Origin of the sequence: Cytobacillus mangrovibacter, assembly GCF_042865275.1 — a bacterium.
GTDB lineage: Bacteria > Bacillota > Bacilli > Bacillales > Cytobacillaceae > Cytobacillus > Cytobacillus mangrovibacter.
The window spans coordinates 1-20,982 of record NZ_JBIACJ010000007.1 but is presented as its reverse complement, the minus strand read 5'-3'; the positions used below and the strand labels follow the sequence as shown (position 1 = coordinate 20,982).

Annotated in this window: 19 protein-coding genes and 2 pseudogenes; 5 read left to right on the top strand and 16 right to left on the bottom strand. The window is 36.6% G+C overall.

Going from position 1 to position 20,982, the window contains the following annotated elements; translation table 11 throughout:
* Positions 1-127: 127 nt before the first annotated feature.
* The 6 genes and pseudogenes from ACFYKT_RS13565 to ACFYKT_RS13540 all read right to left on the bottom strand — a co-directional run.
* A complete protein-coding gene (locus ACFYKT_RS13565; protein WP_389220418.1) occupies positions 128-649 on the bottom strand; it encodes an RNA polymerase sigma factor in 522 nt (173 codons plus the stop codon).
* Between the two features lie 32 nt (positions 650-681).
* Positions 682-2,631: a DUF6449 domain-containing protein gene (locus ACFYKT_RS13560; RefSeq protein ID WP_389220415.1), complete on the bottom strand. Its 1,950-nt coding sequence runs from the start codon at positions 2,629-2,631 to the stop codon at positions 682-684.
* Positions 2,606-3,511: an ABC transporter ATP-binding protein gene (locus ACFYKT_RS13555; protein ID WP_389220412.1), complete on the bottom strand. Its 906-nt coding sequence runs from the start codon at positions 3,509-3,511 to the stop codon at positions 2,606-2,608. The genes ACFYKT_RS13560 and ACFYKT_RS13555 overlap by 26 nt, the downstream gene beginning before the upstream one ends.
* The gene (locus tag ACFYKT_RS13550; protein ID WP_389220409.1) at positions 3,498-3,893 is read right to left on the bottom strand and encodes a GntR family transcriptional regulator; all 396 of its coding nucleotides are present in this window, start codon (positions 3,891-3,893) and stop codon (positions 3,498-3,500) included. Before ACFYKT_RS13550 ends, ACFYKT_RS13555 begins: the two co-directional genes overlap by 14 nt.
* 282 nt (positions 3,894-4,175) lie before the next feature.
* Positions 4,176-6,101, bottom strand: a complete 1,926-nt coding sequence (fdhF, locus tag ACFYKT_RS13545; protein ID WP_389221179.1) for a formate dehydrogenase subunit alpha — start codon at positions 6,099-6,101, stop codon at positions 4,176-4,178.
* Positions 6,081-6,239, bottom strand: a pseudogene (locus ACFYKT_RS13540) (hypothetical protein); the annotation flags it as partial. The gene fdhF and the pseudogene ACFYKT_RS13540, both read right to left, overlap by 21 nt.
* 304 nt (positions 6,240-6,543) lie before the next feature.
* On the opposite strand from ACFYKT_RS13540, the gene ACFYKT_RS13535 reads away from it, so the two are divergent.
* Positions 6,544-7,401 (top strand): glycerophosphodiester phosphodiesterase, encoded by an 858-nt coding sequence (locus ACFYKT_RS13535; RefSeq protein ID WP_389220406.1) that lies wholly within the window; start codon positions 6,544-6,546, stop codon positions 7,399-7,401.
* A gap of 72 nt (positions 7,402-7,473) precedes the next feature.
* On the opposite strand, the gene ACFYKT_RS13530 is transcribed toward ACFYKT_RS13535, so the two are convergent.
* The 6 genes from ACFYKT_RS13530 to ACFYKT_RS13505 all read right to left on the bottom strand — a co-directional run bounded on the left by ACFYKT_RS13530 (position 7,474) and on the right by ACFYKT_RS13505 (position 13,825).
* Positions 7,474-8,244: an IclR family transcriptional regulator gene (locus ACFYKT_RS13530; RefSeq protein WP_389220403.1), complete on the bottom strand. Its 771-nt coding sequence runs from the start codon at positions 8,242-8,244 to the stop codon at positions 7,474-7,476.
* 64 nt (positions 8,245-8,308) lie between these two features.
* A complete protein-coding gene (locus ACFYKT_RS13525) occupies positions 8,309-10,486 on the bottom strand; it encodes a malate synthase G (RefSeq protein ID WP_389220400.1) in 2,178 nt (725 codons plus the stop codon).
* 163 nt (positions 10,487-10,649) lie between these two features.
* Positions 10,650-11,879: a coiled-coil domain-containing protein gene (locus ACFYKT_RS13520; protein ID WP_389220397.1), complete on the bottom strand. Its 1,230-nt coding sequence runs from the start codon at positions 11,877-11,879 to the stop codon at positions 10,650-10,652.
* A gap of 602 nt (positions 11,880-12,481) precedes the next feature.
* Positions 12,482-13,342, bottom strand: a complete 861-nt coding sequence (locus ACFYKT_RS13515; protein WP_389220394.1) for a DUF421 domain-containing protein — start codon at positions 13,340-13,342, stop codon at positions 12,482-12,484.
* A 15-nt stretch (positions 13,343-13,357) separates the two neighbouring features.
* Complete coding sequence (locus ACFYKT_RS13510) at positions 13,358-13,564, bottom strand: DUF1657 domain-containing protein (RefSeq protein WP_389220391.1); 207 nt, start codon at positions 13,562-13,564, stop codon at positions 13,358-13,360.
* Positions 13,565-13,624: 60 nt separating this feature from the next.
* Entirely contained in the window at positions 13,625-13,825 is a 201-nt protein-coding gene (locus ACFYKT_RS13505) for a DUF1657 domain-containing protein (protein WP_389220388.1), read from the bottom strand.
* 247 nt (positions 13,826-14,072) lie between these two features.
* On the opposite strand from ACFYKT_RS13505, the gene ACFYKT_RS13500 reads away from it, so the two are divergent.
* On the top strand, positions 14,073-14,414 hold the full coding sequence (locus ACFYKT_RS13500) for a cupin domain-containing protein (protein WP_389220385.1): 342 nt from the start codon (positions 14,073-14,075) through the stop codon (positions 14,412-14,414).
* 66 nt (positions 14,415-14,480) lie between these two features.
* Here the strand turns inward: ACFYKT_RS13500 and ACFYKT_RS13495 are convergent, their stop codons facing one another.
* The 3 genes from ACFYKT_RS13495 to murB all read right to left on the bottom strand — a co-directional run bounded on the left by ACFYKT_RS13495 (position 14,481) and on the right by murB (position 16,978).
* Positions 14,481-14,768 carry a hypothetical protein gene (locus ACFYKT_RS13495; RefSeq protein WP_389220383.1) on the bottom strand — a complete coding sequence of 96 codons (288 nt, stop codon included), beginning with the start codon at positions 14,766-14,768 and terminating at the stop codon, positions 14,481-14,483.
* Between the two features lie 202 nt (positions 14,769-14,970).
* Complete coding sequence (gene trhO / locus ACFYKT_RS13490; protein WP_389220380.1) at positions 14,971-15,960, bottom strand: oxygen-dependent tRNA uridine(34) hydroxylase TrhO; 990 nt, start codon at positions 15,958-15,960, stop codon at positions 14,971-14,973.
* Between the two features lie 94 nt (positions 15,961-16,054).
* The gene (gene murB, locus ACFYKT_RS13485; protein WP_389220377.1) at positions 16,055-16,978 is read right to left on the bottom strand and encodes a UDP-N-acetylmuramate dehydrogenase; all 924 of its coding nucleotides are present in this window, start codon (positions 16,976-16,978) and stop codon (positions 16,055-16,057) included.
* Positions 16,979-17,299: 321 nt separating this feature from the next.
* On the opposite strand from murB, the pseudogene vanR reads away from it, so the two are divergent.
* The 3 genes and pseudogenes from vanR to ACFYKT_RS13470 all read left to right on the top strand — a co-directional run bounded on the left by vanR (position 17,300) and on the right by ACFYKT_RS13470 (position 20,151).
* Positions 17,300-17,994: pseudogene (vanR, locus tag ACFYKT_RS13480) on the top strand (VanR-ABDEGLN family response regulator transcription factor).
* Positions 17,984-19,111, top strand: coding sequence for a vancomycin resistance histidine kinase VanS (vanS, locus tag ACFYKT_RS13475; RefSeq protein WP_389220374.1), 1,128 nt, complete (start codon positions 17,984-17,986; stop codon positions 19,109-19,111). The pseudogene vanR and the gene vanS overlap by 11 nt, the downstream one beginning before the upstream one ends.
* Positions 19,112-19,203: 92 nt before the next feature.
* Positions 19,204-20,151 carry a D-alanyl-D-alanine carboxypeptidase family protein gene (locus ACFYKT_RS13470; RefSeq protein ID WP_389220371.1) on the top strand — a complete coding sequence of 316 codons (948 nt, stop codon included), beginning with the start codon at positions 19,204-19,206 and terminating at the stop codon, positions 20,149-20,151.
* Positions 20,152-20,234: 83 nt separating this feature from the next.
* Here ACFYKT_RS13470 and ACFYKT_RS13465 read toward each other — a convergent pair whose 3' ends face one another.
* Positions 20,235-20,675, bottom strand: a complete 441-nt coding sequence (locus tag ACFYKT_RS13465) for a GNAT family N-acetyltransferase (protein WP_389220369.1) — start codon at positions 20,673-20,675, stop codon at positions 20,235-20,237.
* Positions 20,676-20,982: the final 307 nt, after the last annotated feature.

The window sequence follows — 20,982 nt, the reverse complement described above, 5'->3', positions numbered from 1 at the left end:
TTGATACTCATCCTGCCTTTTTGGTCTCTCGTATTACTTTAAAATATCATAATCGCCATTACAAAAAAACACATGGCAACTTTCTATCCTAATCGGCCATGTGCTTTCTATTTTCCATCTCTTGAAATTATGCAGACAAGCTTTCAATTAGCATTTCCTTTAGCTGCTTTCTTACACGATAGATTTTTGTCTTTACGGTATTTTGATTCAGCTTCAATAGATTGGCTATTTCTTTTTCCTTTAATCCGTTATTTATTTTTAGTAGAAACACTTTCCTTTGATCGAGGGAAAGTGAGTCAATTGCTTGATAGATTTGTTCTTTTAAGAGATTTACTTCTACTTCTTGTTCGACGTTTTGATCCATTTTTATATTTGTCGTCTCGATTTCGATATGACTCGCCGTACGTTCACTTAATTTTCTTTCCTTCCGAACAATGTCAATGGCTGTTCTTGTTGCGATCGCAGAAAGCCAAGCACCTATTTTCTCCGGTTCTTCAATTGTGTCCATCTTTTGATAGGCCTTAATCAATGTTTCCTGTACGGCATCTTGAGCCAAGTAATAGTCTCTTGTAATGCAGTAGGTGACTTGAAATAATCGTTTGCTGTACAATTTACATATTTCATTCATATCCATGCAAAAGCAATTCACTCATATCCTCCTCTCTCATCTTCAACTCTGATTTATTTAAAATATTGTTGAACGAAATCAGGAATATGCTCACCCGTAAAGCTTTTAATCTCAATGGACCCGTCCGCTTTATAATAAAATCCAATCATGTATGGCCCATCATGAAATCCGGTGGCATTTATCAAGCTTTCTTCAAGTCTGTTTTTATCTGTTACTTTGATGGCATGGCTAATTTTACTCATTTGTTCAAATAGCTCTTCATACGAATACCCCTGTGCATAATTGATTTCAAGATCATTTGCATCAACAATATAGGCATATGAAATATCAGTTGCTGATACTTTTGCCTGCTCTAGTAACCCTTTTTTATCCAGCCATTCCTCAAACTTCTTATATGAAATTCTCCATTCAAGCCCCACCGTTTTGTCATTTTTTTGCATGATTTCAATGAATGCAAGAGGATCCCTATTATCGATTGTTTCCTCATAGGTTGCTGTATTAATTTCATCTTTTAATACGGCCATTGCTTCCTTCAAGTCTGCTGGATCTACTATTACAGCTTTTTTCTGAATGGATCCATAAGGGTTGATTGTGATTTTTTCTATTTGATCCTCATTCACTTTGAAAATCCCATTTGTAACCCTTTTATATTCTTCAGATTCATGAATCAATTTATAATAATGAGCATATTCTTTTTTGTCGATCATATAATCCCGAACAAGCTTCTTGCCATTTTTCAATTCATAAACAAAAAAAGCATGCTCACTCTTGTTAGTCACTGTATTCTTGCTTTTGTTTGCAATGATTTCTTTGTGCAGCCTTCTAATTAAATCCATATTTTCGACAGTGGTCAGGAAAAAAGGATCTTCGGCATCACTATACATGTAATTACTATTACTTAAGTGAATTCGTTCGACCTCACTTAAATTAGGCACCTTTTTTTCAAACTGGGTAAAATCGAATTGAAAAAGAATGACCAAGAGAGCTATTGCTCCTGCATATATAATAAGTCCTTTAATGTGAATAATGATCCGCCAAGATTTTTGCAGAACCATCTCGGCGAGTAAATAGCCAAGGATAGCGCCAATCACATAGCCCGCAATCAGCCAAGTTGTATTTCCCTCCATGATCCCAAAGTACAATCCACCGAGAAGCATCGAGCAAAAAGTCATCCCATACTTGAAAATGGGTTTTAACAAAGGAAATACGAGTGATTGTGTCACAGCTTCAAGCTTTCTGTTTTTGTAAACCCATAAAGCTAAACCATATAAAATCAAGATGAGTGCACAATAAACAATGATTTCAATTAGCCCTAGAGGTCTATAATCTACTTGACTAATTGCAACTAATGGCGAAAATGCTTCAACCTTACTTTCCATCACATATCGATTAGCAAATCCATATAGGTAAAATGGAAGATTATACGCTAAAAGAACGAGCAATCCAATTGGAAGTAATAAAAATACATATGTGAGAGCGCCCTGAACAGCGGAAATGCCCGAAATCATTCCAGTAAAAACCCCTGCCAAAAAGACAAGAAGATTAAACATAATTGTGATACCAAGCCACTTAAAAATGTCTGCCCATGAAAAAAACTCAGCTAAGTTCAGCGGTTGATACAAGGCACAAACGATGATAGTGATCAGCAATACCGGCATGATTAAAAGAATGATTCCTGTTAAAGCATATTGATGAAAAAGTCGCTCCCTCTTTATTGGAAGACTATGCATGAAATCACTATAGGACTTCACCTGAAGGAATCGGAATAAAAAAATAGCCATTAGGACAGGAATACCAATATTTAATACGACTTGTATCTCATAGTGAAATGAGAATAGGCTTTCTGCTCTAATATATTGCCGTTGTTCCCCAGTAGTCGTCATTAAAATTTCTAATGGCACCGAAAAGATTAGTACTAGAAAGTGAACAATCGCAACCCAGCCGACACTTCTCATAATCATCTTTCTTATTTCTTTATTAACCAAGGATATTTTCAACTGCATAGCCAACATCCTCCATTTCATAAATAAAAATTTCTTCAAGTGTCAGTGGAAGGATATCGAAAATAACAGGTTGATATTTTTCTATACTTGCTGTAATTTCCTCTTCTTTTCCTTTTACAATTAATAAGAGAATACTTCCCCTCTTCTCTTTATGAAGGACTTTAACAGATTTTAATATAGCTGGTGGAACTGGCGCACCGCCCTTAAAGGCAATCTGAACTTTGTGAGTATCAGATTTAAGATCGTCTAATTCCTTTTCAATCATCATTTGTCCTTTATGCATAATCCCTACAAAATCACAAAGGTCCTCCACTTCTCTTAAATTGTGAGAAGAAATTAAAACAGTCATTTCTCTTTCAGCCACATCGTCAATTAAAAGACCTTTCACCTTTTTCCTCATGACTGGATCCAGCCCATCTAAAGGTTCATCAAGAAGCAATACCTCTGGCACAGTAGATAAAGCAAGGATAAATGCCACTTGTCTTTGGATTCCTTTGGAGTAACGATGGATCTTCTTATGTACATCTATTTGAAACATATCAACCAGTTCTTGATAGCGTTGCTCATTCCACCTAGGATAATTGCTTTGATAAAACTGTGCCATCTGCTTGAGCGTGTAATGAGGAAGAAAATAAGGTGTATCTGGGATAAAAAAGATCTTGTTTTTGACATCTGGGTTCTCAAAGACCGACTGCCCATCAATTGCAATTAATCCCTCATCTGGTATATAAAGTCCAGAAAGTATCTTTAAAAGCGTCGTTTTCCCTGCACCGTTCGAACCGAGCAATCCGTATATTGAGCCTTTGTTAACTGTAAGACTTATATTCTCAATAGCTTCATGCTCATCAAATGACTTGCGGATATGACTAATTTTGATCATTTTCTATCCCTCCTCCGATGGTAGTATTTATTTCTTTAATCATTGTTATTAGCTCATCTGCTGTTACACCTAAGTACATCGCTTCTGACAACAGCTTCATAATATCCTTTTTTACCTTAAGGAGCTTCTCCGTATTAAGTCCATCACTTGCTGGACTAACAAAGCTGCCTTTTCCTTTAATTGAATAAATATATCCTTGAACTTCAAGTTCACGATATGCTTTTTGAATCGTATTCGGATTGATCGTTAACTGTTGGGCTAGCATTCGGACGGAAGGCAACTGTTCATCTGTCTTTAACACTTCAGTTATTATGAGTTCTTTAAGCTTTTCAACCAATTGTTCATAGATCGGCTTTCGGCTTCTTATATCTAACTCAAACATACGCACTCTCCCATCTGTATATAGTGTACTATGATGCTTAGTACAGTTGATACAGTTTGATTATAATACAAATGAGAAGGAAATCAATCCCTTTTATATAAAACTTTAGTTATTTTTTTGAAATGCTCGATAAACTTTAGAGAATGCTAGATTAGATTTATAAAGTACTAGATAACGATAAAAAAATGCTAGATAAATCTAGAAATGTGTTAGTTAACTAGTAAACTGAACTCTATTCACGACAAAAAAAAGAAAAGTGCTCAGCACTTTTCCTTTAAGCAATCATTTTAATGAACGAATCTTTACTGCACAGGCCTTAAATTCTGCCGTTCCTGATATCGGATCAAATTCATTGATTGTTAAAACATTCGTCGGGACATCACTAAAGTGGAAGCTCATGAACACAAGTCCTGGTGCAACTTGCTCGGTTACTTTCGCCTTTACCTGGAGGCTTCCTCTTCTTGAGCTGATCTCAACTAGTTCTCCAGTTTCAATACCAAGCTTGGCGGCATCTTCTGGATGAATATCAAGTGATTCCTCTGTTTGTTTAATCTTCACACCGCCTGCATAAAAACGGGTTTGCGTATGAGTATTATATGATTCATACCGTCTACCAGTCGTAAGAGTAAAAGGATATTCTTCATCAGGCAGCTCTACTGGTTCTGTATATATTACCGGTACAAATGGCGATTGATTGCCACTTGCTATTTCCTGATTATGATACCTCTCATGCAGAATAAATGTGCCTGGATGTGACTCATCTGGACAAGGATAATGGAGACTATATTCTTTCTCCAGTCTTGAATATGGCATCCCGCCATACATTTCCCAAGCCAGCTCACGTAGCTCTTCCCAAATTTCTTCACTCGTATTATAGCTCATCGGATAGCCCATTAATGTAGCTAGTTCACAAAGAATAACCCAGTCATCCTTCGTATTCGGATGGGCATCAACGGCTTTTCTTACCCGCTGAATTCGGCGGTCAGTATTTGTATACGTTCCTTCAACTTCTCCCCATGATCTAGCAGGCAACACAACATCTGCAAGCTTAGCTGTTTCTGTTAAGAAAATATCTTGAACAATTAATAAATCCAATTTTTCAAGAAGCTTTCTTGTATGTGTCATATGAACATCCGCTACTAACGGATTTTCCCCAAGGCAATAAAGTGCTTTCACTGCACCAGTATCCATCTTATCAAATGCTCTAGTTTGTGTATCTCCAGAGATCGGATTTATCTCCATCCCCCATGCTTTTTCAAATCGCGCACGGTATTCATCGTTCGTTATGCTAACAGCACCCGGCAGCATGTTAGGCAGACAGCCCATATCTCCCGCACCCTGCACATTATTCTGCCCACGAAGTGGCATGATCCCGCTTCCTGGTTTTCCAATATGGCCAGTTAATAAAGCAAGGTTGGCAATATCAAAAACATTATTAACCCCACAATGATGCTCAGTAATTCCGAGTGTGTAGGCAATCATTGCTTTGTCCGCTTTCGCGTATTCTCTTGCTGTGTCGATAATATCTTGCGGTTTGATACCAGTGATTGTTGAGGCAAACTCAGGCGTATACCTTTTCACTTGTTCTTTTAACGAATCAAAATCAACTGTAAATTGATTAATAAACGCAGGATTATATAATTCTTCCTCAATAATGACATGGATCATGGCATTCATTAAGGCAATATCTGAGCCGACATTAATTTGCAAATGACGGTGTGAGCTTTTCACCATATCAATCCGGCGTGGATCAATCACAATAATTTTCAATCCTGATTTCACTGCTTTCTTCATGCGATTAGCAATGATCGGATGGGCTTCCGTTGTATTTGAACCCATGAGCAAAAGAACTTCTGTATGATCAAAATCTTCTAATCTATTCGTTGGAAATCCACTACCAAATACAGTTGCCAGACCGGCAACGCTTGGAGCGTGTCACGTTCGGTTACAGCCATCGATATTATTGCTGCCAATGACTGTTCTCATAAATTTCTGGGTTACATAATTCACTTCATTCGTACTTCTAGCCGTCGCAAACATCGTGATCGCTTCAGGACCGAATTGTGATTTGATTCCTTGAAGCTTTCCGGCAATAAAGGCATACGCTTCTTCCCAAGTTGTTTCTACAAGTTCCCCCGCCTTGCGGATTAATGGAGAAGTTAAACGGCTCTTAGCATGAACATATTCATAAGCAAACGATCCTTTCACACATGTTTGCCCCTTATTAACTGGTGCTTCCTTATCTCCGCGTATTTTCACAATTTTATTATTCTCAACTTCGACAACGAGCCCACAGCCTGTGCCACAATAGCCGCAGACTGTTTTTACCTTTGCAGCCTCACCCATCATTTATCCTCCCTTTTCATTGGAAATGATCCTCTTCCCAATTATTTTGAAAGCGATTCCATTTTCCTTTACACCGCTTCAAAATTCACATAATACACTTTCTATTATACTACATTATGAATATTTGAAAAATAGGTTAGCGGCTATAGAAAAAAATCCATTTAATTGCTCCCTAGCAGTATTTTATAGAATGAAAGTATTTCTCTTCATCTTATTCTAATTAGGAAAAATCTTAAATATGCTAACAATATCAAAATGGCTTGAACAAGAAGTATGCCTTCCTATTAAATATAAGGAGATAAGTATGAAGATCATGAATGTGAAAATAATTGCTATTTGCTTGCTGCTCTTACTATTTGTTTACGGATACTCTCAATTGAAAGCACTCACTACATCCACCATCTCAGATTCTTTTATAATAATTGGTCACAGAGGAGCCTCCGCCTATGCCCCTGAACATACGTTAGCATCCTATCAATTAGCTCAAGAGTTTGGCGCTGATTACATCGAAATTGATTTACAAATGACAAAGGATGGGATACTTGTAGCCATGCATGATCAGACAGTGGACCGGACTACAAACGGAATAGGCAATGTGAAATCTCATTCATTAGAGGAATTAAAAAGGCTTGATGCAGGATCCTGGTTCAATAAAAAATCCCCTCAATACGCGAACCCTATTTACGAAATTCAAACAGTTCCCACTTTGAAAGAAATTTTTGACCATTTCGGGAAAGAAACAAATTACTACATCGAAATAAAAGCACCTGATAACTACTCGAAAATGGAGGAAAAGCTCATCCGCTTAATTCAGGAGTATGGTCTAATTGATAAGGTGATGATCCAATCTTTTAGCGAAAAAAGCCTCAAAAAGATTCATGCTAAGGAGCCCACCATTCCATTAATCCAACTTCTATCGTATAAAAGTCCTGCGCGCTTAACAGAAATAGAAATAAAAAAATGGAAGCAATATGCAGCAGGAATCGGCCCGAATTATCAGATGATTGATGAAGATTATATTAGAATGGCAAGAAAGGCAAGACTGCTTGTTCATCCTTATACGGTAAATTCTAAGCAAGACCTGGAACAATTAATTGAATGGGGAATTACCGGCGTATTTACAGATTTTACAGGTTCACTTTCAGAGGAATGGAGAAAATAAGCTTCTTGCAAATAAAAGATGAATTTTGCAAAATTAGTATGGTTTCACTAAAAAAAGTTCCGCAACACCACACTAGGTGTTACGGAACCCGAGCCTTGCGGAAATCTGCTTACCAATTTCAATCATCCGTGGCTGCAACTGCTTCAATCTTTCCTCTGTCATCCTTATTGACGGGCCTGAAATACTAACCGCTGCAGCAACTTTTCCTAAATGATCGAATAAAGGGACAGCAATGCATGTGATCCCATACTCATTTTCTTGCAGATCCAATGCAAAGCCTTTACTCCTTACTTCAGCAAGCTCCTCAAGAAACACATCTTTATCAGTAATGGTCTTATCTGTATGAGAAGGCAATCCTTTTCGTTCAATAATATCTTGAACCAATGCTGACGGCAGATGAGCAAGGATTGCTTTTCCGACTGACGTGCAATGCATCGGTGCTCTTTTTCCCACTTTAGAATGCATCCGCAGCGCTTCATTTCCATCAAGCTTCTCAATGTACACAACCTCTCCCTGATCATATACAACGAGATGGATCACTTCATTCGTCTCTTTTTCAAGCTCCTGTAAAAACGGCTTCGCTTCAGTCCTTAAATCAATTGATTCTAAAAGCCTTGAACTAACTTCTAAAAATTTATAGCCTAATTTATACCTTTCGGTGTCCTTATCCTGTTCAATATAGCCATATTGAACGAGCGTTGAAAGGATTCGGTAAACCGAGCTTTTGTTAATATCCATTTGGTTTGCAATCTCAGTAACACCAAGCCCAACTTTCTTCCTACTGACTAGCATTATTATATCGAGCGCCCGACTTACTGATTTAACCATATTTTCTCTATCCAAAATGCTTCACTCCTGATGGAAAAACATCCACTACTTTTTGGAGCAATAACAACTCCTTGCTTTATTATTGCTTAATAGTTAACTTTGCTTTTGCTTCTAGTCTGCGGCGATGAAGGATCGGTTCTGTATAGCCGCTTGGCTGTTCATACCCAGCAAAAATTAATTCGCATGCTGCTTGGAAGGCAATGGACTCTTCATATTTTGGAGCCATTGGTTGATAATTTGGGTCACCAGCATTTTGTTCATCTACCACTAATGCCATCCGTTCTAAGGTTTCAACTACTTGCTCTTGTGTACAGATCCCATGATGAAGCCAATTAGCAACATGCTGACTAGAAATCCTTAATGTCGCACGGTCTTCCATCAACCCAATATGATTAATATCCGGAACCTTCGAACAGCCAATTCCTTGCTCCACCCATCGAACAACATAGCCAAGAATCCCCTGTGTATTATTATCAAGCTCTTCCTGAATTTCCTCGGCACTCCATTGCGGGTTAGCTTCAACTGGCATTTGTAAAATCTCATCCCTTAGATCCTTAACTTCATTCAATAATTGATTTTGTACTTCTCTTACATCAATTTCATGATAATGGAGTGCATGCAATGTGGCAGCTGTTGGCGAAGGCACCCACGCCGTATTGGCACCAGCTTTCAAATGTCCCACTTTTTGTTTCACCATTTCTGCCATTAAGTCAGGCATTGCCCACATTCCTTTTCCAATTTGGGCACGGCCTTGAAAACCTGCTGCTAACCCATTATTGACATTTGATTTTTCATAGGCCTGTAACCAAGTTGATGACTTCATATCATTTTTGCGAATCATTGGTCCTGCCTCCATTGATGTATGCATTTCATCACCTGTGCGATCAAGGAAACCTGTATTTATGAATGCAACCCGTTCTTTCACTTCACGGATACACGCTTTTAAATTTATTGATGTTCTACGTTCTTCATCCATTACCCCAATCTTAATTGTGTTTCGCTGAAAACCAAGTAAGTCCTCTACTCGTTTAAATAATTCATTGGCAAAGGCTACTTCCTTTGAACCATGCATTTTTGGCTTAACAATATAGACAGAGCCCTTTTTAGAATTTTGGTACTGGCCATTGCCTAATAATGAATGCTTCGCAATTAAACTTGTAACAGCCGCATCTATAATCCCTTCATACACTTCTTCCCCATTCTCATCTAAAATAGCCTGAATGGTCATTAAATGCCCTACATTACGGATAAACATTAAAGAGCGGCCAGATAATGCAATGGATTGGCCATCTGGAGCCATATAGCTGCGGTCAGGATTCAACTGTCTTGTTACGGATTGATTTCCTTTTGTAAAAGTTACAGATAAATCGCCCTTCATTAACCCTAACCAGCTGCGGTATACTTGAACCTTATCCTGTGCATCAACAGCGGCTACAGAATCCTCACAATCCATAATCGTTGTTAACGCTGCTTCTAGGAGGATATCTTTAACTCCAGCTTGATCAAGCTTGCCAATTGGATGATTGCGGTCAATTTGTATTTCGAAATGAATCCCATTATTTTTTAATAGAATGGCAGCAGGTTTGTCTAATTCCCCCTGATACCCTATAAATTGCTCTTCATTTGCCAGCCCACTCTCAAGTCCATTACTTAGAACCACTCTTAATTGCTCATCCACAATACAATAGTGAATGGCATCTTTATGAGATCCTTCCTTTAACGGAGCTGTTCTATCAAGAAAAGCCCGTGCAAAGGCAATAACCTTTTCACCTCGAATAGGGTTATAGCTTCCACTTCGACTTGCTCCGTCTTCTTCACTAATTACATCTGTTCCATAAAGTGCATCATAGAGGCTGCCCCAGCGAGCATTAGCCGCATTAAGAGCATATCGGTCATTATTTACTGGAACGACTAATTGAGGCCCTGCCTGGATAGCAATTTCATCATCAACCGCTTCAGTCGTTATTTCGAAATCATCGCCTTCTTCTTCAAGATAGCCTATACGTTCAAGAAAAGCTTTATAATCACTAAAGTTACCCTTCGTATTTTCCTTGTGCCAAATATTTATTTCATTCTGAAGTTTGTCCCGCTCCGCCAATAATGCTTTATTTGTAGGTGTGAGGTCCTTGATGATCTCTGCCAATCCATCCCAAAACTCTGCTTGCTTCACTCCTGTTCCAGGAAGTGCCTCCAAATTAATAAATTCATAGAGTTCCTCTGCTACCTGTAACTTGCCAATTTCTTTGTAACTGCTCATTGATTATGCCTCCTGTTATATTGTTTGTTATTACGAAACACTGTTTCATTCTTTTGTTAAAAAGAGAATAACATGCCGTTAGGTTAATTTCAATAATTTTCAAAAAATTATACACAAAAAAACTGACCATATTCGCAAGCATACGAATATGGCCAGTTACTAATTATATACGGCGAACATGTCCGTTAAAATGATCTTTCCAATAACCGCTAGTTAAGCTAGCGATAGCAACACCAGTTGAATTTTGTGAACCAAGGAATCTGCCTCCACCAAGATAAATACCTACATGTCCATCTTTTTTATAAGTATCAAAGAATACTAAATCACCAGGTTTCATGTCACTAGTTGAAACTTTAGAACCTGAATGTCTCAAGCCAGATGTACTTGATGGTACACTGATTCCTCCTTGTGCGAAAGCCCATGAAACGAATCCTGAACAGTCAAATCTTCCATTCGCAATGTCGGATGCCGTTCTTCCTCCGCCAAATACATACACAGAATTACCAATATATTTATACCCAGCAGAGATAATTGAACCTAAATCTCCGCCTGAAACAGGTACACTAGCAGTAGAATTGTCACTAGATGAACCAGAATTTGTACTTACTGAAGTATTTTTGGAAACATGCACAAATTGGTTAGCAATTCTTTCTCTGATTTTAGCTTCTTTTGAAGCAAGCTCGCCATCTTTATATTTTAAACTTTCTTTTAAAGATGCTGTTTCCTTCTTCTTGTTTTCTAGCTGTAGTTTTAATTCGTCATTTTGAGATTTTTGTTCTTGCATTAAAGCTTGCATTCCTTCAAGCTCTAATTTCATATCCTGCAAATCAGTAAGTTTCTTTTCAATAGATGCTTGTTTTTCTTCTAAAACTTTCTTATCAGCATCATGCTCGGCTAATATATCTTGGTCAGCCTGTACAATTTTAGTTACAGCCCCAACTCTTTCAATAAAATCGCCGAAACTTGTAGAACCTAGAAGAACTTCAACATAACCGATCGAAGAGCTTCCATTTTCTTGGTAAGAAACTGCGCGTTGTTTCAAGATGATATTTCGTTTATCAATTCTTTCTTGGATCACGGCTTTTTCTTTTTTTAGTGTTTCAATTTCAGCATTTGTAGCAATAATATCTGCTTCCGTTTTCTTTACTAATTTATTGTTATCAGCAATTGCTTGATCGACCCTCTTAATTTGTAGATCCAGTTGAGCAAGTTCTTCGAGAACAGCTGTTAATTCTTGTTCTGCCTTAGAGATACTTGATTGAATCCCTAATCTTTCTTTTTGAATTTCTGATTTTTGAGTATATAAGGAATCTGCTTTTACAGCTGGGATTGCAAACGCACTCCCTAATCCAAGCATTAATGTCGTGTTTAAGATTACTAGCTTCTTTTTCATTATTCAGCCTGCCTTCCATTTCCCCTAGTTGCTTTCATATGTATAAACTACTTATTTTGACAATTATATGATTTATTTTTTATTATTCTATCTGGTTCGACAAATATTTTATTATTTACACTCTCAAAAAGCATTATATCATCATAATTTGACAGGAAGATGTTATTAATATTACAGGTATATTTCAATTGGTACCATTATTTTCAAATTCGTAGTTTCTCTTGACCCTCATTTTCATAGAAAAGTAGCTAGCAAACATCCTATTCTATAACTAATTTATTTTAGAAGGGGTATACCAAACCCTATGCATTTAATGAATTACCTTCTTGACCCTGAGCTGGAGGCCTTGTTTACGAAAGACTGTTTTAGCAAACATTGTTGCTATTTAATATGTAATGGTAGAAGTTGATTTCCGCTCCAGGATGCTCCCTTTCCGCGGGGTGGGCGCTGAGCCTCCTCGGAGCATCCGCTCCTGCGGGGTCTCACCTGTCCCACACTTCCCGCAGGAGTCTCGCACCTTCCGCTCCAATCAACTAGTCTTTTTGAGAAAAAAATTTATTAAAAAACAACAATCTTTTAGAAAATAGCCTTACGAAAACAGATTAATTATTTAAGTATGGACTTAGTATTTGAATGGCTTCATTCAGTTTTTTTGCATTTTTATTGTACATTTGTTTTGCCGCTTCTGATTCTGTTTCTAGTGCGAATATTTCTAAATCAGCTTGGCATTTTTTCAGCATCGCCATTAAAAGCGGTCTTGTTTGTGGCGATGGTACTTGAATTTTGTCATCGAATAAATCGACGGTCAATTCTCCATATGAATCAACTTGTCCATAAAAAACATTGTCAATGGTCACATTCAACTTTTCTAATTCAAGGTCTAGCCATTTGCGGGTTTTGCCTGCAGCAGCAAGGGCATCATGAACGATATCTCCATCTCGAATAATCATCTGCGGAACCTTGTCACTTGCTATCTTCATATTTAAATCTTTTGCAGTTATTGGCCGATTTTCTTTTTTCAACAGAACACTTAAGTCTCCTGTTGGTTCTAATACAGCAAATTCTACATCTGCGACATTAAAAACACTTCTTTGCCGGAGCAGACTGCCAAGCTCGTCCGTTGAATATTTTTCTTTCTTTAAATTGTCCTCCATGATCTTTCCATCTTTAATAAATATGGTGCCCTTCCCTTCAACAAAATCACGGAATGAATTGCTTTTTAAAGAAATAAAATCGACCAGAAATGTTATGATTCCAAATAAGAAAATAGCTAATATCCCATGTCCCATATTGCTATCCAGACCCATAATGACTTCGCCTGCTACACTTCCAATTGTTATTCCAGAGATATATTCAAAAAAGGATATTTCTGAAATTTGCTTTTTGCCAAGTATCTTCGTAAAGAAAAACAATACTAACATAAATAAAATAGAACGGACGATAATATGGCTCCAATCAGACATTTCCTCAGCTCCAGCCTACGATTGTTTATATTGCGGTTCCTCTAGTACCATTTCATTTACACGGTATTGAAGGTCTTTCTTTATTTCATTCATCATGTTCATCATTTCATGAAATATTTTCTGGGAATTATCGTCTTGGGAATTTAACGCCAAACTTGAAAGCTGGGCTTCTATTGACTTAATCGTTGCTACACATTGATTTACATTAGAAACAATTGTCATTTTCTCACCTTCTAATTAAATAATGAAAAGGTTGGCTAGAAGCCAACCAGTTTGGGGCTATTATTTATATTGTGGTTCCTCTTGCTGTATTTGCTGCAGACGAGGTTGAACATTGTCAATAATGGTCTGAGTCTGTTGTGCAGCATCCTGGTATAATTGCTTAGCAGCTTTATTATCTGTCTCAAGTGCAAACGTTTCAAAACTTGCCTGTGCGCTTTTTAAACCTGCAATCGTTTGTTTAATATTTGTCCCTACAGTCATATCATTCCCTACTTTCATTTAGAATTAATACTTACACATCGTATTATTTCTTTTTCTCATTAGATTATTAATTTTTTTTCTGGAAATTAGCTCTTATCTCTTCAAAATGAATCCACATATAAACTTTAAATTGACAAACAATATAGTGATCAAAGAAAGTTTTTGTGATTTATATCACGTCACCCCTAATTGAAATTGATTATCATTAAGATATTGATAAATAATTCTCTATATGGAGGTTTTATAAATGGAAAAGAAATCAATTGCCGCTGCACAAGAATTTAATGAGAAACAATTTACTAAAAGGATTCTTTTTCGTGAAGGTGAAAGCACCGTTTTTGTCTTAAACTTTATGCCTGGTCAACAGCTTCCTGCTCATAAACACCCAGGATCTGCCGTTTATTTAATGGTGATCCAAGGTGGGGGTACATTAACAATTGATGGTGTCCCTACAGAAGTAACAGAAAAAGATGTGATCCTGGCTGGTGGCGAAGAGGAATTTGCCTTTACTAATAGCAGTGAAGAAAATACGAGTCTCTATGTTATGTTAAATAAAATTCCAGATGAACGATATGCACAAAATGTGTGATTAATTAAATAGCATTCTGGGATAAAAAACAGAGCTTGGAAATTCCAAGCTCTGTTTTGGTTTCAATTATTGATTTATAACAATGAATGCTAGCCAACCAATCAGAAAAAAATTGGGGGAGATTAATAAGACTGTTAGCCCTATATATTTTCTTCTTAAGGAGAACGCGGCCCCAATATAAAAAAGGGGAAAGAGCAAGCCCCATATGGCGAATTTCGGTGTGGCTGCAAGATATAAAGATAAAGGCAAGATAAAAATCGAGGCTAACACAAGAAGCTTTGGCTTTTTTAAGCTTATTGCAAAAATAGAAACAATCAGTGAAGCGATCATAAATGGCCAAAATAATAGCTGCATTAAACCCCCTCCATTTTCCTCATCGTATAAACTTTACTAACTATATTAGCAGGTCCGTGGATAGGGATAAAACTCAATATCTAATAAGCTGACATTGATGGGCATGACAGTTTTTTATTGAATATTATCTAATTAAGAAACATGATAACGAATTTGGCCGTTAGCATGTTTTATTATAAATATGCAAATTTTTTCTTGAGCATTACTTGGCGATTTCATTTCTGATTTCTAACTTATATTCTTCAATTTTCTTCAATCTCACAGATACTTCTTCATCACTTAATTCATGTTCTATCACATATCGGTTTCGTGGATGAACGCGGCATTCATGTGTACATCCGCGTAAATATTTGTGATCATTTTCTTCAGAGCAAATAATTTGTTTATTACACTCAGGATTAGCACAGTTTACGTAGCGTTCGCATGGCTCCCCAGTGAAGTAATCTTTTCCTACAATAACATGTTCTTTCTGATTGATCGGAACGCTAATTCGTTCATCAAATACATAGCATTGTCCATCCCATAAATCCCCTTGAACCTCAGGATCTTTTCCGTATGACACAATGCCCCCATGAAGCTGACCTACATCTTGGAATCCTTCTTTTACTAGCCAGCCGGAAAATTTCTCGCAGCGGATGCCGCCTGTACAATACGTTAAGATTTTTTTATCAGCAAACTCCTCTTTATTTTCCTTGATCCATTGAGGTAATTCGCGGAATGCCGTAATGTCAGGTCTTACTGCCCCTCTGAAATGACCTAAATCGAATTCATAATCATTTCTGGCATCAATCACTACTGTGTTCTCATCCTGCATCGCTTCATAGAATTCTTTCGGACTTAAATATTGGCCAGTTACTTCCTTCGGATTGATGTCATCCTCTAATCGAAGAGTTACAAGTTCCTTTCTTGGACGTACATGCATCTTTTTAAAAGCATGGTGTTCAGCGTCATCTATTTTAAAAACCATCTCAGCAAAACGAGGATCAGCTTTCATTATGTCCATATATTGCTCGGTTTGTTCGATTGTCCCGGATACAGTTCCATTAATTCCTTCTTCAGCGACAAGAATTCTGCCCTTTAATTCAAGTTCTTTACACAATTTCAAATGCTCACTTGCAAACTCTTCAGGATCAGTAATAGGAACATACATATAATACAAAAGAACTCTAAACGGTTTATTTTTATCTGACATTTTCATGTTACCACCTATCATTATTAATATTTGCAAGATATTAATGCATTTAGGCAGGCTTTAACTTACCTTATTGCTTATTCTTACAATTTCACTAGTTCTTAGATTCTTCACCCATAATAATTACTTCTGTTTCTAAATCAATATCGAAATTTTTCTTAACTGTCCCTTTAATTACATTAATTAAATCAATATAGTCTTTTGAGGTAGCCTGATCAATATTAACGATGAAGCCAGCATGTTTTGTCGACACTTCTGCTCCACCAACTCTTGTACCTTGAAGCTTGCTATCTTGAATTAATTTCCCAGCATAGTGACCAGGTGGCCGCTTAAAAACACTTCCACAAGATGGATATTCCAGCGGCTGTTTTGATTGTCTAGCAATCGTGAATTCATCCATCTGCTGTTTGATCCATTTTGGATCAGCCTTCTTAAGATGAAATTCCGCTTCTAAAATAACATAATCATTATTCATGAAAATACTTTTACGATAGCCTAATTGTAATTCTTCTTTTGATAAAGAATGGATTTCGCCATCTCTTGTCATTATCGTTGCTTTCTCAAGTACATCTGAAATTTGTCCCCCATATGCACCAGCATTCATATATAATGCTCCACCAACACTTCCAGGAATGCCACATGCAAACTCTAAGCCAGTCAATTCATGTTCTAGGGCAAAATTTGAGGCAGCAATAATTGCGGCACCGCTTTGGGCCATAATAACATTATCTCTAATATTTATCTGATTAAACTTAGTGAAACATAATGTAATTCCCCGGATGCCCCCATCTCTCACAATTACATTTGAACCACTTCCAAGCAGGGTGACAGGCAGATTAAACTTTTTTGCCTGCTTTAAGACTGTCTGTATCTCAGCAAAACTAGATGGCGTAATAAAAAGATCAGCCTCTCCACCAAGTTTTGTAAACGTATGATTTCTAATCGGCTCCAATAATTTAATATTTTCCTCCATTACATCAGCCGAAATGCTTTTGATAAAATGTTGATATTTACTCATCATTTTTCTCCTTCAATCCCTATATAGATATCCTTTTCCTTCTATATTAAATGATACCTATCCCAGAAATGTGTGTCGATCAAATGACTATCTCTGATAGAACATTATTAAGTTTTTATACCTAAATGTATAAAAACTACTTGCTACTATAGCATACTATACTAATCTTTTCATCCTTTTGAATTGGCATCTATTTATTTGCAGTAATCAGATTTCTTAGGTTTCATATAAGTGATCCATCAGCCTGCCCAAATAGTTGAATCCTCTCAAAAAGCTGTTAAAGTAGGTATGAAGGTTAGAGACTTTGGAGGAATTGTACTAATGAGTATAAATATTTTAGTCGTTGATGATGAAAAGGAAATTGCAGATTTAATCGAAGTTTATTTAAAAAATGAAAATTATACCGTGTATAAGTTTTACACTGCTAAGGAAGCTCTTAATTGCATTCACACGGAAAAACTGGATCTTGCCATACTTGATGTGATGCTGCCGGAAACAGATGGATTTGCTATTTGTCAAAAAATCAGAGAAAAATTTCATTTCCCCATTATTATGCTAACAGCCAAGGATGAAGAAATCGATAAGATTACTGGCTTACATTAGGCGCAGATGACTATATAACAAAACCCTTTCGTCCTTTGGAGCTAATTGCCCGTGTAAAAGCGCAGCTTCGGAGATTTACAAAGTATAATCAGCAAGATGCCGAAGAAAATGACAATATCATTACCCTCTCAGGACTGGTACTTGATCAGAATACGCGGAAATGTCAATTAAACGAAAAGAACCTGTCGCTAACCCCGACAGAATTCTCCATTCTTTGGTTTCTATGTGTGAACCGCGGACGTGTAGTAAGTTCTGAGGAATTATTCAAGGAAGTATGGGGTGAAAAATACCTGAGCAGCAATAATACAGTGATGGTTCATATTAGACATCTACGTGAAAAAATGAATGATTCTGCTGAAAATCCAACATACATTAAAACAGTCTGGGGAGTAGGTTATACAATTGAAAAATGAATTTAGTAAATTAAAAAGGAAAATCATTCTTCAAATTACATTAATTTTACTCTTAACTCTCCTTGTCGGTTTTTTCATCTATTATGTGCTGATTGACGGTGTTTTGCAGGCACCTTTTGCCGATATGTTTATTAGCTTTTGCGAGAACGTACTACATCTTGATTTCTATTCTTCACAGAATATTTACTCCTCTTTATTTCGGCGGAATAAATCATTATGGCTGGCAATAGGGTTCATACTATTGCTTCTAATTATTTTTTATGTAGCACTCTCTCGTTTTACACGCTATTTTAATGAAATCAGTGAAGGAGTAGATTTGCTTACAGAGGAATCGGAAACAGAAATTCATCTGCCTTCTGAGCTTGAGTTTATGGAAAAAAAGTTAAAGACCGTTAAAAGTAAGCTAGAAAAGCGGGCGAAGGATGCGAAGGAAGCAGAACAGCGGAAAAATGATCTTGTCGTATATTTAGCCCATGATATAAAGACTCCTCTGACATCCGTAATCGGCTATTTAAGTCTCTTAGATGAGGCATCAGATATGCCATTAGAGCAAAAAGAGAAATACTTGAAAATCACATTAGAAAAAGCAACACGTTTAGAACAACTAATCAATGAATTTTTTGAAATTACAAGATTCAATTTACAAACCATTTTACTTGATAAAGAAACAATCAATTTGAACTATATGCTTTTGCAAATGGCAGATGAATTCTATCCTTTACTTGCTCCTTATGGAAAGCAAGCAATTGTAAATGTGGAAGAAAGTCTAAAAATTAATGCTGATGCAATTAAAATAGCAAGGGTCTTTAATAATATATTAAAAAATGCCATTGCTTATAGCGATGAAAACAGCATCATTGAAATTCGTGCTTTTAGCAATGATGAAAATACAATCATTACTTTTACGAATAAAGGAAAGGCTATTCCCCCTCATAAGTTAGATATGATTTTCGAAAAATTCTATAGACTGGACTCTTCCCGCACTTCACACACTGGTGGAGCTGGATTAGGACTGGCTATCGCTAAAGAAATTGTCCATGCACACGGAGGCAGTATTTTTGCAGAAAGCAATGATGAAAATACCGTTTTTACTGTTACTATTCCAACACACTCTTAAGAAAATCTTAAGGTTTCAATAATGAAAAATTAAAAACTACCTCCTTCTTTTATGTTTTAATTAGTGAAGCAATAAGACTAGGAGTTGTTTTTATGAGAAAAAGAAAACGGATAAATGGTACTGGTTGGATAATTACTTTTCTGATTGTGTTAACGATTTTTTTTATACCGTTTGAAAAGTTTTATAATCCGATACTGGATAGACTAAATGATGATACAACGGAACATCCAATAGAAATCAATACAACACTAGACAGAAATGAAGCAGTAAAAAGTGATCTGCATAGTCAAAATGCCATTTTATTAAAATTAGATGATCATAATATTCTGATGGAAAAACATAGTGAAGAAATCATCTTCCCCGCATCTCTAACAAAAATAATGACAGTCATCGTTGCTATTGAGAATATACCTGATTTACAAAAGCGGATCATACTTCCTGAAAAGATATTTTCTGACCTTTACGCGGCTAATGCATCAATGGCAGGATTTCTTCCAAATGAAAAAGCAGCTGCCATTGATCTTCTTTATGGGGCGATGCTTCCATCTGGGGCAGAAGCAACCATTGGACTTGCAAATGAGGTTGCGGGCTCAGAAAAAGAATTTGTACAACTTATGAATAAAAAGGCAAATCAGCTCGGCATGAAAGATTCGCATTTTACAAATGCTACGGGTCTTCATCATCCAGATCACTATTCAAGTGTGAAGGATATTTCAGTACTAGTGGAATACGCATTAAATAATAAAACCTTTCGCACCATTTTTACAGCAGAAAAGTATTCCACCTCGCCAACCAATCTTCATCCAAACGGGATAACATTTAAGAGCAGTATGTTTAAAAATATCGATTCTGCCAATTTAATGGGTGGGGAGATTATTGGGGGAAAAACCGGCTATACGGAGCAAGCGGGATTATGCCTAGCGAGCATCGCAGAAATTAATGGACAAGAGTATCTCCTTATTACTGCAGGTGCTAATGGAAGTCATCATACAGAGCAATACAACATTATCGATGCATTTGCAGTTTATAAACAATTATAATTGTACAAGGGAACCTCCTACAGCCCAAACGGGGGTCCCCATTTTAAATGAAATCTCGACAACTCAGTGGTTTTCAGCTTATATTATAACTTCTTTTCCAAAATGATTTTTGGTTCACCTTGATCATCAGTATAAGTTCCAATGACATCGAATCCATTTTTAATATTCAAAATTAGCATATTACGCCATTTATTCTTCGTTTTTGTTTGAACTGCCCTATATCCTTTATCTCTCAACATTTCATGCTGCATTTCCATCAAATGGCTCGCAATTCCTAAATTTCTATACTTATCATCCACTCCGCCTAACCAGCTATAAAATTTGTCATGATCCAGTGCATAACCAATTTTATAACCAATTACTTTTGTATTCTGCAAAGCAATAGTAATTAATAAATTGGTTTTACTTTCCATTTGGCTAATCAAGTGATCAGAATGGCCAAAAATACTCTTATGCAGTAATACAATGTCTTCCAGTATCTTTTGATCTGGAATAGAATCATAATATTTATATGTAATATTCATAACCAACACTCCTTATGCTAACTCACTTTTATCTTTTTCTTCATTAATACTACAATTTCCTTCTACCTAATTCACTTTCATTTTCTTCTCACACAAAAGAGGCTGGGACATAACTAGCTTCAAATATAGAAAAAGGTGAATTTGAGCGCACTCAAATTCACCTTTTTCTATATTTTCGTATAAACTCTTCTATTACCTTAGTTGTTTGCAGTGAACTTTCTTAAATTCACTGCCATTAATGCGAGCCCCATTTCGTTCTCTACCTTCGATTTTCCTCGTACAGAAAATCGAGTGAAACGCAAATTAG